This is a genomic window from Haloleucobacter albus, assembly GCF_052492075.1.
Genome location: NZ_JBQWAS010000028.1, coordinates 557,227 through 575,221 on the forward strand (window position 1 = coordinate 557,227; position 17,995 = coordinate 575,221).

Genomic DNA, 17,995 nt, shown 5'->3' on the forward strand with positions numbered 1-17,995 from the left:
GGCGTTGTTTCAAATGAGAAGATCAGGTTCAGCGCCGCATCTTCTGCAACAAGGCCATATTCGGATAACCATCCGGCAGCAGCCCGGAACGGGCCTGGAAATCCTGAATGGCCGCGCGGGACTTGGAGCCCAGAATGCCATCCACCGGGCCGATATCATAACCCATGCGGGTCAGGCGGTTCTGAATTTCCACGCGCTCGGCACGGGAGAGACCCCGCTCTTCCTTCGGCCAGCTCTGAGCAAACCCGCCATAGCCCCGCAACCTGTCCGACAGATGACCGATGGCCAGCGCATAGGCATCTGCCGGATTATATTTCAGGATGGCGTCGAAATTGCCGAGCATCAGGAAGGCCGGCCCATTCGCGCCGGAGGGCAGCAGCAGATAGGCTTGATCGTTCGGGCGCGGAAAACGCGAACCGCTGGGACGGGTGATGCCAAGAGAGGCCCACTGCGCCAGAGACTGCTTGAACTTGCGATTGGCATAGCGGTAATCGAAGCCCGGCGGCAGCTTCACCTCATAGCCCCACGTCTTGCCATATTTCCAGCCATCCAGCTTCAGATTATTGGCGGTGGAGGCGATGATGTCTGGAATGGAGTTCACCACATCACGCTTGCCATCCCCGTCAAAATCCACGGCGAAGCGGTGGAAGGAGGTGGGCATGAACTGCGTGGGCCCGAAAGCGCCGGCCCATGAGCCCTTCAAATCCTTGTAAGGCACATCGCCGCGATCCAGAATCTGCAAGGTGGCGATGAATTCGGTGCGGAAATACTCCTGCCGGCGACCAATACAGGCCAGGGTGGCGGTGGATTCCAGCACATTGCGGCTACCAATGCCGGAGGGGTGGCCATAGGAGGATTCAATGCCCCAGATGGCCGCCACGGCATAACGGTCCACGCCATAGGCGCGCTCGGCCGCATCAAACACATTCTTGTATTTGGCGAGAATTTCCCGGCCCTTCTTCACCCGGTAATTGCTCACCAGCATCTCGACATAATCGCCGATGGGCTTGGAAAACTCCGGCTGGCTGTCCAGATACTTCATGATCTTCATATCGGGCTGAAGATTGCGCGTATAGCGCTCGAAGGTCTGGCGGGAGACACCCCTGGCCTGCGCCATGGGCCACAGCGAGGCGATGCAGCGTGGAAAATTCGCTTCGGCCTGCGCCAGGGCATGGGGCGCCATGAGCGGATGGCTGGAATGGGTGGAAAGTGAGCCTGTCGTCTGCGCCTGGGCATGAGCCGGCGCAATGAAGGCGGTCGCCGCGAGCGCCAGCGTGGCACACCATGCGCCCCGAAGCCACGCGCCTGTGGAAATCGTCTTCGCCATCTGCCTGAGCCCTTGTCCCTGTCCTGCCTGAAGGCGGCGCAAACTGCACCCCGCCTCGTCCTTCGCCTATTCAGCCTGCATATGATTGCCTCACGGTTAACGCAGCGCGATGATGTGCCGGTTACAAGACGCATGAAGGGCCCTGAGGGCAGGCGGGAAAAGGAATCTTTGCAGCCCACGACCGGGCCGGTTAAACCGGCACAAGCGCTGCTGGCCCTGCCGCAGCGCTGCTCGATACGGGTCAGCCCCAACAGGGCCAGTATGTCTGTGTTCAGAATTCAGGACGAGCTTTTTCATGCGCAAACCTATTCGCAAGGCAATCCTTCCCGTGGCGGGCCTCGGCACGCGCTTCCTGCCCGCAACCAAGGCGGTGCCAAAGGAAATGCTGCCGGTGGTGGACCGGCCCGTGGTGCAGCATGTGGTGGATGAGGCCCTGGCCGCCGGTATTGAACACATCGTATTCGTCACCGGGCGCAACAAGGCGGTGATCGAGGATCATTTCGACCGCCAGTTCGAGCTGGAGCGTACCCTTCAGGAGCGCGGCAAGCAGAAGCTGCTGGAAGAGCTGGGAGATGACACCCCCAAGCCCGGCACCACCTCCTTCACCCGTCAGCAATTGCCCCTGGGCCTGGGCCATGCGGTGTGGTGCGCGCGCGATATCATCGCGGATGAACCCTTCGCCCTGCTGCTGCCGGATATGCTGCATTTCACGCCAGAGGGACAGGGCTGCCTCTCCGATATGGTGGAAGCCTATGAAGAGACGGGCGGCAATGTCGTCTCCGTCTATGAGGTGCCGGACGATCAGGTGCACCAGTATGGCATTGTCGGTGTCGAGCCCCGGCCCGGCAAGGCACAGGCCATCACCTCCATGGTGGAAAAGCCCCGGCGCGAGGATGCCCCCTCCAACCTCGCCATTTCCGGGCGCTACATTCTCCAGCCCACCATTTTTGATCTGCTGGCCCGTCAGGACCCCGGTGCGGGCGGCGAAATTCAGCTGACGGACGCCATGCTGAAGCTGAATGAGCGCGAGCGCTTCTTCTCCGTCACCTTTGAAGGCCGTGTCTATGATTGCGGCTCGAAGATCGGCTTCCTCATGGCCAATGCGGCCTACGCGCTTTCGCGCCCCGATATCGAGCCGCAATATCGCACAGAGCTGGCCGCCCTGCTCGCCCAGGACTGATCCGGCCGGCCGTGTTTTTGCCGAAGTCGGCGTGCATGCAGGGCAGGAACCATCCGTCCTGCATGCACGCCATGGATGCAATTGCGGCGGGTGATGCTTCCGGGGGGAGGAACAACATCATGTGGCGGCGGCTGTTTCTGCATCTTGGCGCATGGGCGCTGGTGGCCGGGCTGGTCACAGGCTCGCCGCGCCCCGCTGCCGCCCATCCCCATGTGTGGGTGGTGATGCGTTCCGAACTGGTCTATGCGCCCAACGGCACGCTGACCGGCATCCGCCAGAGCTGGACCTTCGATGAAGCCTTCAGCGCCTTCGCCCTTCAGGGCCTCGCCAAACAGGCTGATGGTACCTATGGCGATGACGTACTCAAACCTCTTGCGGAGCTGAACATCTCATCTCTCAAGGAGTTCGAGTATTTCGTCACCGCCAAGACGGCGACCTCGAAAATTCCATTGAAAGATCCGGTCAATTACTATCTGACTTATGCCGACGATGCTCTGACCCTGCACTTCACCCTGCCCCTGACGCGGCCCCTTTCCGCGCACGGCATGGTTTCCATCGACATTTACGACCCGACCTATTTCATCGCCTTTGAATTTTCTCCCACACGCCCCGTGAAGCTGCTGGATGCGCCGGCCGGATGCGCGGAAAAGGTCATGTCTCCGGCCAAGCAGCAGACGACACAGCTTTCCGAAGCCTTTTTTGAAAACCTCACACAGGCCAGCAGCTTCAGCATGCAGATGGCGGACAAGATCGTGGTGAAATGCCCGTGAGTATACAGCCCCGTCCGGATGCGCGCCGCATGGCAGGTTTTCGCCTCAGAAACTGGAACATCATACTGGCGCTGGGGGCGCTGCTGGCCGGAAGCTTGCTGGCGGCGCTGTTGCTGTTTCCCGATTTTGCCTTTGCCCAGGCTCTGGGGCAGATGGTGAACCAGCAGGGCGGCGGCCCGCGCCCCACCCCTTTCGGCATGGGCGCCGGGCCGGAACCGGCAGGCGGCATTGGCGGCTATATCCTGGCCCAGCAGGCACAATTCTACCGTTCACTTGTGCAGGCCGTGCGTGCCGCCAAGGCTGATGGCAACGCCACCTGGATGCTGGCCGCCCTCTCCTTCGCCTATGGTGTGTTCCATGCCGCAGGCCCCGGCCATGGCAAGGCTGTGATTTCCTCTTATCTGCTGGCCGATGGCGGCACCTTGCGCCGTGGGGCCGCGCTGTCTCTCGCCGCCGGCATGGTGCAGGCGCTCGTCGCCATTTTGTTTGTGGGCCTGCTGGCCGCCATTCTGGGCGCGACCGCCGCCTCCATGGCGCAGGCCATGAATGTGATTGAGATCGCAGCCTATGGCGGCATCGCCCTGTTTGGTCTCTGGCTCAGCTTCTCCAAGGGCCGGGCGCTGCTACGCGCCCTGCGTGGCGTGCCGGACCACGAGCATGGCAATGATTGCGGCTGCGGTGACGTCCATATGCCAGATCCCGCGCTGATCCGCGATGGTGGCTGGAAGCGCGCCACTATCGCCGTAGTTTCGGCTGGCGCGCGCCCCTGCTCGGGCGCCATTCTGGTGCTGACATTCGCCCTCGCTCAGGGAGTATTCATCTCCGGCATTCTGGCGGTGATTGCCATGGGGCTGGGCACGGCTCTCACGGTGACGGGCATTGCCGCGCTGGCCGTTTATGGCAAACGCATTGCGGTGCGCCTCGCCGGCCAAAATGGACGCACCGCACAGGTGCTGATGCGCGCCGTTGAGCTGCTGGCTGCGGTTCTCGTGATGCTGTTCGGCCTTGGCCTGCTCACCGGCTATCTGGAAAGCGAACGGCTGCTGCCCGGTTGAGGGCGCGGCCACATGCCGGTATGCTGCCCCGGCCTTGCTGGCTGTTCATGCCCATGGGGCATGACCCATGGACCATAATGATGATATCTCACGGTAATCTGTCTGGGGATGAGGGTACGGAACGGCTCATGTTCATCAAGCGTCACTGTCTCGGTTTTCTGGCCGCTCTGTTTCTGGCCGTCATGGGGCCTGCGGTTGCGGCCCATGCGCAACAGGTCGTGGTGATCGTGAATGGCGATCCCATCACCACCTATGATGTCTCCCAGCGCCAGCGCCTGAGCCAGATGCTTGATCGCAAGAGCCTGTCGCAGAAGCAGGCTCTTGAAGAGGTTATCAATGAACGCCTGAAGCTTCAGCAGGCCCGTAACCTCAATGAGGGGATCGACCAGGAAGATCTAGACAAGATGTTCGAGAATGTGGCCTCCCGCTCCGGGCGCACAGCCGACCAGCTGGCGGCCATGCTCAAGCAATCAGGGCTGGACCCGCGCCTGTTCAAGAACAAGCTGGCCGCTGATTATGTGTGGAACCAATATGTGCGGGCGCGCGTCGGCAATGTGACCATTCGTGACGCGGATGTGGCCGCCGCCCTGCAAAAGCGCGGACAGACGGAAAATACCGCTACGGAATATATTCTGCGCCCCATCATTCTCATCGGCAAGGGCCGCATGGGTGATGCCAGGCGCCTGCGCTCCCGCTTCAAGAGTTGCGAGGCCGGCATTCCCATGGCCATGGCCATGAAGGAAGTGGTGGTGCGCCCACAAGCCCTGCGCCTGTCTTCCGACATGCCGAAGGAATTGCAGAAAATTCTGGACAAGACCCCGGAAGGTGGCCTGACCCCGCCGGAAACAACCCAGATTGGCGTGGAAACCTTCGCCATTTGCGAGAAACGCCAGATCCGCGGTGAAAGCTCTGCCAAGCGGGAAGTCAAGGATGAGCTGAGCGAAGCTCAGTTCAAGAAGGCTTCGGACAATCTGCTTTCCGGGCTGCGCAAAAGCGCGCTGATCCAGTACCGCTGATGAGCGCGCGGAAAAAATCACCGCTCGTCCTCACCTTGGGCGAACCTGCCGGCGTGGGGCCGGAACTGGTTATTCGCGCCTGGCAGGCGCGGGCTGGAGAAAATGGAGGGCCGGCAGATTTGCCGGCCTTTCTCGTGGTTGGAGATCCAGCACTTCTGGCCCGGCGCGCCGCGCAACTGGGTGTTTCGCTCCCCCTGGCACCCTGCACGCCGGAAGACGCCACCGACCTGTTTTCTGATGCCCTGCCCATTCTGCCCGCCGGCCCCAAAGCCACGGCGGAGCCGGGCACGCCGGATGCCAGCAGCGCCGCCTGTGTGCTCGCCGGGCTGGAAAAGGGCGTGGAACTGGTGAAGGCCCGCCGCGCAGCGGCCCTCGTCACCAATCCGCTGGCCAAATCCGTGATGTATGAAGCGGGCTTCCGCTTTCCCGGCCATACTGAATATCTGGCCGCCTGCGCCGGGGGGCCAGAGGGTCTTGCCCCCCGGCCGGTCATGATGATCTGGTCGCCGCTTCTGGCCGTGGTGCCCGCCACCATCCATGTGCCCTATCGCGACGTGCCGCAGCTTCTCACGGTGGATCTGCTGGTTGAAACCGGGCGCATCATCGCCCAAGACATGGCCTGTCGCTTCGGGCTGGCGCATCCGCGCCTCGCCTTTGCCGGGCTCAACCCCCATGCGGGGGAGAATGGCACGCTGGGCCGGGAGGATGAGGAGGTCGTCCGCCCCGCCATCGCGGCCTTGCGAGAGGCCGGCATTGATGCGCGCGGCCCGCTCTCTGCCGATACGCTATTCCATCCCGAAGCGCGGGAAAATTATGATGTGGTTGTGGGCATGTATCACGATCAGGTGCTGATTCCGGCCAAAACCCTGGCCTTCCATGACGGAGTGAATGTGACGCTCGGCCTGCCCTTCATCCGCACTTCGCCAGACCATGGCACCGCTTTCGATCTCGCCGGCACGGGCCGCGCCAATCCGGCCAGCCTCATCGCGGCCCTGCGTCTCGCCCGCCGGCTGGCGGATGAAGAGGCACACCACCAGCCGGCCCAGCCCGCAGGAAAGCCCGCGGGAGAGGCTTCATGAGCGCGCTGGATGATCTGCCCCCCCTGCGGGATGTGATCCGCGAGCATGGCCTTTCGGCGCAAAAGAGCCTGGGCCAGAATTTTCTGCTGGATTTGAACCTCACCGGCCGCATTGCCCGCGCCTCCGGCCCGCTGGAAGGCGCAACTGTGATCGAGGTCGGCCCCGGCCCCGGCGGCCTCACCCGCGCCCTGCTGGCGCTGGGGGCAAAACGCGTGATCGCCATTGAACGCGACCGGCGCTGCATGGATGCACTGGCCGATATTGCCGCCCATTATCCCGGCCGCCTTGATGTGATTGAAGGTGATGCGCTGAAGGTGGATGTGCGCCCCATGCTGGGCAATGAACCGGCGCGCGTGGTGGCCAACCTGCCCTATAATGTCGCCACGCTTCTGCTGGTGGGCTGGCTCTCCACGGACCCGTGGCCCCCATGGTTCAGTTCGCTCACCCTCATGTTCCAGAAGGAAGTGGCCGAGCGCATTGTGGCCCCGGCGGGCAGCAAGGCTTATGGCCGCCTGGCGGTGCTGGCGGGCTGGCGCACACAAGCCCGCATCGCGTTTGATGTCGCCCCCTCGGCCTTTGTGCCACCTCCGAAGGTCACGTCTTCCGTGGTGCATCTGGTGCCGCGGGCTGACCCGGCGCCGTGCACTCTGGCTCATCTTGAAAAGGTGACAGAAGCGGCCTTCGGCCAGCGCCGCAAGATGCTGCGCCAGAGCCTGAAATCTCTCGGCACGGCCCCATTGCCGCTGCTGGAACAGGCCGGCCTTGCCGAAACGGCCCGCGCGGAGGAAATCGACATTCCCGGTTTTGTCGCGCTGGCCAATGCCTATGGCGCGACCCGCAACAGCTGACTGAAACGGGCCGGCTCCAAGACCGGCCCGCCCTTCTCAGGTTTCGATCAGCCGCACCTTGCCGACGCTGCGTTTGTCGAGGGAGACGATCTCGAAGCGCAGCCCCTCCGCCTCGAAGGTTTCTCCTTCCACGGGCAGATGCCCCAGCCAGGTAAGGATATAGCCGCCCAGCGTGGAATAGCGGTTGGCATCATCCACCAGATCATGGCCGATAATGCCGCTGAGCTGGCGCACATCCACAAAGCCATCCACCAGCCAGGAGCCATCCTCCTGCCGGTCGAGCACGGCGGCCTCCTCGTCAAAATCAGGGAACTCGCCGGCAATCGCCTCCAGAATATCGGTGGGCGTTGCAATCCCCTCCAGCGAGCCATGCTCATCCACGATCATGGCCATCTGCACGGGAGAGCGGCGCAACTGCTCCATCACCTTCAGCACATCCGTCGTCTCATGCACGATGACCGGCTGACGGGAGACCTTGGCCCAGTCAATCGCCTTGCCGTCAATCATGAGATTGAGCAGTTCCTTGGTGATAGCCACGCCGACGAACTCATCCACCTGCTCACGCGCAAGGATGACGCGGCTGTGGCTCAGATCCCGGATTTCGGCCATCAACACTTCCGGGCTCTCGTTCAGATCCAGCCATTCCACCTCATTCCGCGGCGACATGATGGAGCTGACGGGCCGCTCCCCCAGATCCAGCACCCCGCGGATCATTTCCTTTTCCTTGGGGTTGAACAGATCGCCCTGGGCAGCCTGTTCGGCGATGACATCAACAGTTTCACCCAGCGGCTCATGGCCCACGCGCCCGCCCAGCATCCGCAGAACGGCTTCGGAGGTACGCTCACGCAGATCGCCCGTGGTGATGTATTTCTCGCGGTTGTGCCGGCCCAACTGGTTGGCCGCCTCGATCAGCACCGAGAAACCGATGGCCGCATAGAGATAGCCCTTCGGAATATGGAACCCAAAACCTTCCACCACCAGCGAGAAGCCGATCATCAGCAGGAAGCCGAGGCACAGTATGATGACGGTGGGGTGGCGAGAGACAAATGTCATCAATGGCTTGGAAGCCATCATCATGATGGCCATGGCCACGCAGACCGCGACAATCATGACCCACAGGTGGTTCACCATGCCCACGGCGGTAATCACGCTGTCCAACGAGAAGACCGCATCGAGAACGACGATCTGCACCACCACCTGCCAGAAGACGGCGTGCACCACCCGCCCTTCCTGCGGCTTTTGAGCACCCTCCAGGCGCTCATGCAGCTCCATCGTACCCTTGGCCAGCAGGAAGATGCCGCCAACGATGAGAATGAGATCTCGCCCGGAGAAATCAAAACTTGCCACCGTGAACAACGGCTTTGTGAGCGTGACGATCCACGAAATGGAAAACAGCAGCAGAATGCGCATGACGAGCGCGCAGCCCAGGCCAATGATGCGGGCCCGGTTGCGCTGCTCCGGCGGCAGCTTGTCAGCCAGAATGGCGATGAAGACGAGATTGTCGATACCCAGAACCACCTCGAGCACCACAAGGGTTACGAGGCCGATCCATATGTTCGGATCTGCAAGAAGCTCCATCTTCAACGCCTATCAAGAGAGATCCAACCAGCACAAAAAGCCCCGGAGAGAATCCGAGGCGCATTCTGGTGTTGTGCAAGTCAAGATATGAGGAAGTGGCCGCTCCCGCACCGGGGAGTCCGGCCTGGATCGGTATCGACTATCGCCTGTACTGTCGCCTTCGCCCGGCATGGTCGCAGGTCTTTTCCCACAGCAGTCTGATACTGAACAAGGCTTGCCTAGCACAGTTTCAAGCCGTGGGAAATGACGACCTGCATTTTTCATGGGCAGAAATGGCCTTGAAACCGGCAGATCAGGTGGACTGGAAAACCTTCAGGTCAAATTCTGCGAGCATGGAAAGCATATGATCGAAAAGATCAGCCTGAATGGCTTCATAAGCCTTCCACTCCGTGGTGCTGGTGAAGCAATAAAGCTGGAAGGGCAAACCATAGGGGCCCGGCTCCAGATGTCGCACCATTGATGTCATGTCCTTGTGGAGCATGGGGTGGGCATTCAGATAGGCTTCCATATAAGCGCGCAAGAGGCTGAGATTGGTCACCCGGCTCTTGTTTTCAGAGATGTCCGCCGGCGTATCCGCACCTCCCGCCGGGTGGGCAGCCCCGGCCTGGCTGCGGTTGAGGCAGGCGCTGAGGCTCGGCATGTGCGAGAATTTTTCCAGCTCGTCCGCACTCAGAAAACGCACCGTGCTCTGGTCGATCGGGATGGAACGACAGATCCGTCGCCCACCGGATTCCGTCATGCCGCGCCAGTTCTTGAACGGGTCGGAAGCCAGCTTGCGCACCGGAAAATTGGTATAGGTATTATCCCAGTTCCGCACCGTGACCGAGTAAAGAGACACCTCCACAACGCTGCCATTGGCGTTCATGGAGGGCATTTCGATCCAGTCTCCCACCCGCACAATATCGGTTGAGGACAATTCAACCGAAGCGACGAGAGACAAAAGCGTATCCTGAAATACCAGAATCAGAACGGCCGTCAGCGCTCCCAGCCCGGACATCAGGATCAACGGCGAGCGATTGATGATTTCGGCAATCATCAGAATGGCCGCAATGGCATACACCACGATGGCGGCGACCTGCACATATCCGGTCACAGAACGCCCCGAATCGCTGTGCCGGCGTTGCCACAGACGGCCCGCCAATTGCAGCCCGGCGACAATCGCCATCGCCACCGCCAGCGTGATGCAGGCCATGGCCACATGCCGCACAACAGAGGCGACCGTCCCATTCAGTCCGGGCACGGCCTCAATCCAGCTGGCGATCACCATGGCCGGCACGGCCATGGACAGGCGCTTGATGACCCCGGCCTGCACAATATCCCGAACGCGCACGAACTTTGCGTGGTCGATGAGCCGGCGCGCCATTATCACCAGCATGAACTTGACAGAATAATGAACAACAAGCGCCGCCAGGATCAGCGCAACAAGCCACAGGCCGGTGGCCAAACCCGGATAATTTTCCAGAATCCGCTCAATATCCGCCATTGCACGTTCCCGTTACTTTCCACCAGCGCGATCTACGCTTGCCCATTGAAGGCGTCAGAGACAAGACACCACCTGCCCAAAGACCCTTTTTCATGCCCAGAAGCTGTCGACAACCCCTTTCAAGGGCGGATCACCCCAGCGCATCCCCCAGACCCGGCCGGGCCACGGGCACCCACAGCACATCTTCAATGCGGCGCGCACCACTGGCCAGCAGCACCAGCCGGTCCAGCCCCAATGCACAGCCGCTGGCCTCTGGCATTTCGGCAAGGGCGGCAAGAAAATCATCATCCAGAGGGTAGCGCTCACCATAAAGGCGGGCCTTCTCATCCATCTCCAGCATGAAGCGCCGACGCTGTTCGGCCGGGTCCGTCAGTTCACCAAAAGCATTGGCCAGCTCCAGCCCGCAGGCATAAAGCTCGAACCGCTCGGCAAAACGCGGATCAGCCGGTTTCGGGCGGGCGAGCGCCGCCTCGCTCACTGGATATTCGCACAGCACGGTGGGCCGCCCCACACCCAGATGCGGCTCCACATGCGCCACCAGCACCTTGGAGAAGATATCCGCCCAGCCATCATCTTCCGCAATATGCACGCCCGTAGCCGCAGCGGCCTGCGCAAAGGGGGAGACAAGCGGGCCATTGTCTGCACCCGGCTCGGGCAGAAACCGCTCCAGATCCAGCCCGGCATGGCGCTGGAAAGCATCAACCAGCGTCAACCGCTCCGGTTCGGCGAAAGGGTCGCATCCTTGTCCACGAAACAGGAACCGCTCCATGCCGCCAGTGCGCGCCGCAAGGGCCAGAAGCGCGGCGCAATCCTCCATCAGCTGCTCATAGGGCGCGCCGGCGCGGTACCATTCCAGCATGGTGAATTCGGGATGGTGCGAGGCGCTGCGCTCGCGATTGCGAAACACCCGCGCCAGCTCGAAGATACGCTCTTCACCGGCAGCCAGCAGTTTCTTGGCGGCAAATTCCGGGGAGGTGCGCAAATAAAGTGTATCACGCACGCCATCCGGCCCGATCAGATCCGTGGCGAAGGCATGCAGATGGGCCTCATTGCCGGGTGAGCGCTGGAGCACCGGCGTCTCCACCTCAAGGAAATCCTCCCCGGTGAACCAGCCCCGAACCGCCGCCGTGATACGCCCGCGCGCCAGCAGAAAGGGGCGACGATCCTGATGCACCGTGCGCGCCCACCAAGGACTCGCAGCCAGCGACTGACGGGAACCAGATACCTTTTTCACGAGAAGACGTCCTTGCGGCGGGCAATTGGCGTGCCAAAGGCCGCCGCAAGGGTGGCGCTTGGCGCGAAGATGGTTATGGTGCGCGCCGATATCTCTACATTATAGCGGCCCGCCGCCGCAAAAGTTCAAGGAAGACGCGACGTGGTCAAGGTTATCGCCAGCTCCCTGCGCAAAGGCAATGTGGTCGAGATCGACGACAAGCTCTATGTCATCATCACCGCCGACAATATCCACCCCGGCAAGGGCACCCCGGTGACCCAGCTCGACATGCGCCGCATCTCGGATGGTGTGAAGATCTCCGAGCGCTACCGCACCACTGAGCAGGTGGAGCGCGCCTTCGTGGAAGACCGCCCGCACACCTATCTGTACGAGGATTCCGACGGCTACACCTTCATGAACCCGGAGACCTATGACCAGCTCATCGTCTCCAAGGATGTGATGGGCGATCAGGCTGTCTATCTCCAGGAAGGCATGGAGTGCATTCTCTCCACCCATAACGGCAACCCCATCGCCGTGGAACTGCCGCAGCGCGTGGTTCTGGAAATCACCGAGACCGAACCGACCGTGAAGGGCCAGACGGCCTCTTCCTCCTACAAGCCGGCCATTCTTTCCAATGGCGTGCGCACCTCCGTGCCGCCCCATGTCGCCACCGGCACCCGCGTTGTCGTCATGACCTCGGACGGTTCCTATGTGGAGCGTGCGAAGGACTGATCCGTCAAGGCGCGCCTCTTCCGGCGCATCAGGCATGATCGGCAAGACAAAAGCCCGGGCTGCGCCCGGGCTTTTTTCATGGGGCCGGCCGCTCCCCTTCCCCAACGGGAATAAAACGGAAGCACAAGATGACATCATCCCCGAACATCAAAGCTGAATGCTGCAATATGAAGAATTTGCGAAAAAGTTTGCAGTACAACAAATTACCATGATACCACTTTTTAGAAATTACAAATTAAATCTTTCAAGTTGTGCTTGCACACAAGCCACCCCGAAGCGTATCACCCCAATGGTCATTTGAGCGCCCGGCCCGCGCATTGTGCGGCCCATTGCCATGCGGGCGCATTATGGGGCGGTCATGAATAGCTTCTTTTTTCGATCTTCCATTTCTGAAACAGCCCATCATTCCCGGCCGGTGGCCCTGCGCCTTCTCGGCAGCGCCAGCCTGTGCACACTGGGCCTTGCTCTCGCCATGGGTGTGGCCAGCCCGGCCCATGCCGCAGATCTGACCCAAGCCAACCAGCCGGCGGGCTTTACCCCCAGCCTGGCCCTGCCCCCCTCCCTCACCAGCCTGCTGGAGCAGGAAACCCTGACAGGAGACTGGGGCGGCCTGCGCACCAAACTGGAAGAGGACCATGGCATCACCATCGGCCTCACCCAGACCATGGATATTCTGGGCAATGTCTCGGGCGGCATCCGGCAGGGTTCAACCTATGATGGCGTATTCAAGCCGGAAGTGACGATTGATCTGGAGAAGTTCATCGGCTGGCAGGGTGGCACCTTCTATGCTGCCGGCTATGTCATCCAGGGCCACGGCCTCTCCACCTACTATATTGGCAACCTGCTCACCGTGACCTCGGTGGAAGCCACGGCGGAAGTCCGCCTCGGCGAGATCTGGCTGGAGCAGAGCCTGTTTGATGATGTTCTCAAGATCAAGGCCGGCCAGATTCTCGCGGATGAAAATTTCGTCATCAGCGAAACCGCCGGCCTGTTCGTCAACTCCACCTTTGGCTTTCCGGGCAGCTTCGGCACCGATCTGCCGGATGGCGGCCCGGCCTACCCCATGGCCGTACCCGGCGTGCAGGTTTCCTTCCAGCCGAACGACGCCTGGCTGTTGCAGGCCGCCATTTTCAACGGTAACCCCAATGGACCCGGTGCCAACACAAATGGCATGACCTTCCCCATTGGCGATGGCGCCTTCTTCATTGCCGAAGCCGCCTATACCTACATGCCGGAAGGCGGCAGCGAATTCCAGTCCAGCACCTACAAGGTCGGTGGCTGGTACAATTCCGAGAAATTCGACAGCCTCGGCACCTCTGCCAATGGCCTGCCGCTCGGCACCGGCCCCGCTGCGGCTGACCCGCTGCAATATACCGGCGATTATGCGCTCTACGCCGTCATCGACCAGGCCCTCTGGCAGGAGCCCGGCACGGACGATCAAGGCCTGCGCGGCTTTGCGCGCTTCACCATCAGCCCCCAGCAGAACCGCAATCTGATCGACTGGTACATGGATGTCGGCCTGGCCTATACCGGCCTTCTGCCGGGCCGCGATGCGGATGTCTTCGGCGTGGGCTTCGCCTATGCCAATATCAGCCCCACCCTGGCGGGCAATGTGCGCCTCAACAATCTTCTGAACGGCACGTTCGAGCCAGTGCCGGATTATGAAGCCGTGCTGGAAGTCACCTATCAGGCCGCTGTCGCCCCCTGGCTCTCTGTGCAGCCCTTCTTCCAGTATGTGTTCCACCCCGGCGGAAATGCTGTGAACCCCCACAGCATTGTCGGCGCCGCAATTGAAGATGCGGCCGTGGTCGGCACCCGCATCGAGATGACGTTCTGAGATCTTTCAAGGCTCAAACAAAAGGCCCTGCCGGGCTTGAACCGGCAGGGCCTTTTTCTTTACAGGATTGAACGTTCCCTATTCCGCTGATGAACGCTGGTACACATCCTCGAAGCGGATGATATCATCTTCTCCCAGATAGGGGCCGGACTGCACCTCAATGACATTCAGCTCCACCTTGCCGGGGTTCTCCAGCCTGTGAACGCTGCCCAGCGGCAAGAAGACGGATTCATTCTCCCGCAGTAGAATCTGCTCGTCATCGCGGGTGACAAGAGCGGTACCATTCACCACCACCCAATGTTCGGCGCGGTGATAATGCTTCTGCAAGGAGAGCTTCTCCCCCGGCTTCACCGTGATACGCTTCACCTGAAAGCGATCCCCATTATGGATGGACTGGTAAAAGCCCCATGGCCGATGCACACGCACCGTCTGTGTCGCGGCGGCGTGACCATCCACCTTGAGCCGCTCCACCAGCTTCTTCACCTCCTGATCGCGACCGCGCTTTGTCACCATCACCACATCGGGCGTGGCCACAACCACCAGATCTTCCACGCCAATGGCGGTGACAAGCTGGCCTTCGCCGCGCAGATAGCAGCCGGAAACATCCTCGGCCACCACATCACCCACCAGCGCATTGCCGGCCGCATCCTTCGTGGTGATCTCGTGCAGGGAGGACCAGGAGCCCACATCCGTCCAGCCGCAATCCACCGGCACCACCATGGCGCGCGCGGTATGTTCCATCACGGCATAATCCACCGAGATGGAAGGCTGCGTGCAGAAGGGCTCCGCCGCCAGCCGCATGAAATCCATATCCTGCGCCGCATGACGGACAGACTGCCGACAGGCGGCCAGAATCTCCGGTTGCAGACGGCCCAATTCTTCCAGAAAGGCGGAAACCGGCAAAAGAAACATGCCGCTGTTCCAGAAATAGCCGCCTTCTTCCAGCCAGCCGCGAGCGGTGGCCTCATCCGGCTTTTCCACGAATCGCGCCACGGGGAAAACCCCCGCGCGCCCTTCCGCCTCCGCTTTGATGTAACCATAACCCGTGGCCGGATAGGTCGGCTGAATGCCGAACAGAACAAACTGCCCCTCCCGCGCGGCCTGGGCGCCACGGGCCACGGCGGCGTCGAAAGCCGCCACATCCTGAATATTGTGATCCGCCGGCATCACCAGAATCAGGGCATCCGGGTTGCGCGCCGCAGCCAGAAGCGAGGCGATGGTGACAGCCGCCGCCGTGTTGCGCCCTTCCGGCTCCAGCACGATGGACGCATCTTCAACCCCCAGCGCATGCAATTGTTCGCCAATGACGAAACGATGCTCGACATTGGCGATGACGACCGGCGCGCCATAGATGCTGCGATCCGCACAGCGGCAGGCGGTTTCCTGCAACATGGTGCGCTCTGAAACCAATGGCAGGAGCTGCTTTGGATATGCCTCCCGCGAGAGCGGCCACAGACGCGAACCCGTGCCCCCGGACAGAATAACGGGAATAATCCGCTTATCCGCAGCCTCGGAACGCGCGAGGCTGGCCCCCGCAAGACCATGTGCCATGATGGATGCCTTCTGCATATTTTAGTCAGATCACTGGAGGGCGCCGGAATGTGCTTCCGCGTCCGTTTTCCGAAGGTCCGCCATGGGCGGAGCCATGCCACGCGCCACGCAGGCCTGCACTGATTCTGCTCCACAACCCAAGATGACAGCGCGCTTCGGAAAATTGCAGCAGCGTCAGCATCTTCTCGCTGATGGCCTCAGGAGAAAGGGCGCGCAGCACATGGGCGCGCGCACGCTGGCCAATCACCTGCGCGAGAGCCTGATCCTCCACCACATGGCGCATGGAAGCCGCAGCGCTGGCCAGATCCGGCTCGGCCCAGCTTTGTCCCTGCCAGCCAAAATACTCATCCTTGCGCAGCGGCACCGGCTTCCAGTCCACAAGCAGGCTGTTGGCGGCGCTGGTGAAATCCATATTTCCTGAGTAAGCGGTGCAGATCACCGGCAGGCCGGCCATCATCGCTTCGGCGATGTTCAGACCGAATCCCTCCGAGCGATGCAGCGAAATAAAACAATCCGCTGCATCAAACAGATGACGCATGTCCTGCGGGCTGAGGACGGATGAGATGATCCGAATACGCGGGCAGCCGGCGGCGGCGGCGCGCACTTGGGCCTCGTGCTCAGGATACTGGCACCCGCTGTGATATTTCAGCACCAGATTCGGCCCGGCAGGCCCATCACCAAAGGCCGCGCGAAACGCCGCGATCACCCCCAGCGGGTTCTTGCGATACAGGCCGGAGGCAAAATCAAACACGCTCAGAAAGGTGAACACATCCCCTTCCAGCCCCAGCACCTGCCGGGCCTGAGCACGGGGCGTATGCGCCCAGTCTTCCATGACATGCGGCAGCACGCTCACGCGTTTGCCGGCGGCAGAAGGCTGATTTGCGGCCCTGCCCCGCCCGTGCCCCGCCCGGACATTATCATCTCGAAACGCACGGGCGGCGAAGGAGGAACATGTCCACACCTCGTCCACAAGGTTGAAGGCAGGTCGCCAGTCATCTGGAATATATGGCAACTCCCACGCCCAATAGCCGATCACATACGTGTCGCGCATCAGATCGGACGGGAAGAAGATATTGCCGGCCAGCAATTCCGGCGGGTTCAGCACCACAATATTGCGGATAGCCCGCCTGTTCAGCGAATCGACAGGGAAATCCACGCCATCCCGCCCCGGCAGAGGCATGGCGTGGCATTGCACATGCGCCGCCATGTGGCGGGCCCGCAATTGCGGTGCCATCTTCTGCAACAGGCGGGCATAGCCGCGCGCAGACGAACCAATACCGATCTGTGAATGCAGGAGCCCCCACAAAGCGAGGGCATTTCGATCTAGAGGGGCGCGCCGCAACGGCCTGTACACAGACGGCACAGGCCGCTCGCGCGGAATGCGCGGCCCCAGTCCCAGACGTCTGAACATCGCCATGTGCCGCCCTCGTCAGACCACTTCCGGCTGTCGCTTGGGTTGCAACCGACACCGGCCTCAAGCCGCGCATCTTCAGGTTGTTATTCACCACGAGCACGATCTGAGATAATCATTATCCGCCTTTTATGGTGATCCGCGCGGCTCTACAACCTATGAGCTGCTGTACCGCGAATTGCAATTTTTCGCTGTACAGCCCCGAGGGGGTAGTGTATCTGCTGTACATGTCCCGATGCACTCTGGGCTCCTTCGCTGAAGGCCCGGTGCGAAGGGGCGACAGACATCGCCATTCGCGCCTGTTTCGGGGGGCACCCGGACGCGCATCGAGTTCATCAAGAGGTTCAAGATGGCACTTTCTCCTGCTCAGCAGATTTCCCAGCTTTATGTGGGCTACTTTGACCGCGCTCCCGATCCGGAAGGTCTGAACTACTGGATTGGCCGGCTGACTTCTGCTGAAGATCCGATGACGATCCAGCAGATCGCGCAGAGCTTCTCCGAGCAGCCCGAAGCTCTCCAGACCTATCCCTTCCTCCAGTATCCGAACCTGCTGGAAGGCGACACCAAGCAGTTCATCACCGAAATCTACCAGAACATGTTCAACCGCGACCCGGACGCGGAAGGCCTTGCTTACTGGACCAATCAGCTCACCTCTGGCGCCGTGCCGGTGGGTGACTTCATCGCGGCTGTGGCCGGTGGTGCGCAGAACTCTGCCGCGGGTCAGGATCTGACCACGCTGACCAACAAGACCGATGTTGGCCTCTCCTATGCCAGCGCCGTGGCTCAGGCCGGCGTGGAATGGAACGTGGAAAGCGCCCATCTCGCCGTGACCGGCGTCAACGACACCCAGGCTTCCGTGATTGCTGCCGAAGCTGGCATCGTTGTGTTCGTCGAAACCGGCTACTGGCCGGGCAC

The 17,995-nt window shown here is 61.4% G+C and carries 15 protein-coding genes; 9 read left to right on the plus strand and 6 right to left on the minus strand.

From position 1 onward, the window contains the following. Nucleotides 1-28: 28 nt before the first annotated feature. Nucleotides 29-1,327 (minus strand): lytic murein transglycosylase, encoded by a 1,299-nt coding sequence (locus tag ACT6QH_RS12460; protein ID WP_444975120.1) that lies wholly within the window; start codon nt 1,325-1,327, stop codon nt 29-31. 295 nt (nt 1,328-1,622) lie between these two features. Between ACT6QH_RS12460 and galU the strand changes: the two genes are divergently transcribed. From galU to rsmA, 6 genes are all read left to right on the plus strand, one after another. Then, the gene (galU, locus tag ACT6QH_RS12465) at nt 1,623-2,507 is read left to right on the plus strand and encodes a UTP--glucose-1-phosphate uridylyltransferase GalU (protein ID WP_444975121.1); all 885 of its coding nucleotides are present in this window, start codon (nt 1,623-1,625) and stop codon (nt 2,505-2,507) included. Between the two features lie 119 nt (nt 2,508-2,626). Next, nucleotides 2,627-3,277, plus strand: a complete 651-nt coding sequence (locus ACT6QH_RS12470) for a DUF1007 family protein (protein ID WP_444975122.1) — start codon at nt 2,627-2,629, stop codon at nt 3,275-3,277. Nucleotides 3,278-3,306: 29 nt separating this feature from the next. Continuing rightward, the gene (locus ACT6QH_RS12475) at nt 3,307-4,332 is read left to right on the plus strand and encodes a nickel/cobalt transporter (RefSeq protein ID WP_444975123.1); all 1,026 of its coding nucleotides are present in this window, start codon (nt 3,307-3,309) and stop codon (nt 4,330-4,332) included. Between the two features lie 128 nt (nt 4,333-4,460). Beyond that, on the plus strand, nt 4,461-5,348 hold the full coding sequence (locus tag ACT6QH_RS12480; RefSeq protein WP_444975124.1) for a SurA N-terminal domain-containing protein: 888 nt from the start codon (nt 4,461-4,463) through the stop codon (nt 5,346-5,348). Then, entirely contained in the window at nt 5,348-6,427 is a 1,080-nt protein-coding gene (gene pdxA, locus ACT6QH_RS12485) for a 4-hydroxythreonine-4-phosphate dehydrogenase PdxA (protein WP_444975125.1), read from the plus strand. Before ACT6QH_RS12480 ends, pdxA begins: the two co-directional genes overlap by 1 nt. Continuing rightward, complete coding sequence (gene rsmA, locus ACT6QH_RS12490) at nt 6,424-7,275, plus strand: 16S rRNA (adenine(1518)-N(6)/adenine(1519)-N(6))-dimethyltransferase RsmA (RefSeq protein WP_444975126.1); 852 nt, start codon at nt 6,424-6,426, stop codon at nt 7,273-7,275. The genes pdxA and rsmA overlap by 4 nt, the downstream gene beginning before the upstream one ends. Before the next feature lie 36 nt (nt 7,276-7,311). On the opposite strand, the gene ACT6QH_RS12495 is transcribed toward rsmA, so the two are convergent. The 3 genes from ACT6QH_RS12495 to epmA all read right to left on the minus strand — a co-directional run bounded on the left by ACT6QH_RS12495 (nt 7,312) and on the right by epmA (nt 11,570). After that, a complete protein-coding gene (locus ACT6QH_RS12495; RefSeq protein ID WP_444975127.1) occupies nt 7,312-8,853 on the minus strand; it encodes a TerC family protein in 1,542 nt (513 codons plus the stop codon). A gap of 292 nt (nt 8,854-9,145) precedes the next feature. After that, nucleotides 9,146-10,336, minus strand: a complete 1,191-nt coding sequence (locus ACT6QH_RS12500; RefSeq protein ID WP_444975128.1) for a mechanosensitive ion channel family protein — start codon at nt 10,334-10,336, stop codon at nt 9,146-9,148. A 130-nt stretch (nt 10,337-10,466) separates the two neighbouring features. Continuing rightward, nucleotides 10,467-11,570 (minus strand): EF-P lysine aminoacylase EpmA, encoded by a 1,104-nt coding sequence (epmA, locus tag ACT6QH_RS12505; RefSeq protein WP_444975129.1) that lies wholly within the window; start codon nt 11,568-11,570, stop codon nt 10,467-10,469. A gap of 141 nt (nt 11,571-11,711) precedes the next feature. On the opposite strand from epmA, the gene efp reads away from it, so the two are divergent. Next, nucleotides 11,712-12,281: an elongation factor P gene (gene efp, locus ACT6QH_RS12510; protein WP_444975130.1), complete on the plus strand. Its 570-nt coding sequence runs from the start codon at nt 11,712-11,714 to the stop codon at nt 12,279-12,281. A 358-nt stretch (nt 12,282-12,639) separates the two neighbouring features. Further along, nucleotides 12,640-14,118 (plus strand): carbohydrate porin, encoded by a 1,479-nt coding sequence (locus tag ACT6QH_RS12515; protein WP_444975131.1) that lies wholly within the window; start codon nt 12,640-12,642, stop codon nt 14,116-14,118. A 78-nt stretch (nt 14,119-14,196) separates the two neighbouring features. On the opposite strand, the gene ACT6QH_RS12520 is transcribed toward ACT6QH_RS12515, so the two are convergent. Together ACT6QH_RS12520 and ACT6QH_RS12525 are read right to left on the minus strand one after the other, a co-directional pair. After that, nucleotides 14,197-15,669, minus strand: a complete 1,473-nt coding sequence (locus tag ACT6QH_RS12520; protein WP_444975132.1) for a mannose-1-phosphate guanylyltransferase/mannose-6-phosphate isomerase — start codon at nt 15,667-15,669, stop codon at nt 14,197-14,199. Nucleotides 15,670-15,694: 25 nt separating this feature from the next. Continuing rightward, on the minus strand, nt 15,695-17,086 hold the full coding sequence (locus tag ACT6QH_RS12525; RefSeq protein WP_444975133.1) for a glycosyltransferase family 4 protein: 1,392 nt from the start codon (nt 17,084-17,086) through the stop codon (nt 15,695-15,697). Between the two features lie 343 nt (nt 17,087-17,429). Here ACT6QH_RS12525 and ACT6QH_RS12530 point away from each other — a divergent pair. Then, nucleotides 17,430-17,995, plus strand: a 566-nt coding sequence (locus ACT6QH_RS12530; protein ID WP_444975134.1) for a DUF4214 domain-containing protein, incomplete at its 3' end; no start/stop codon positions are given.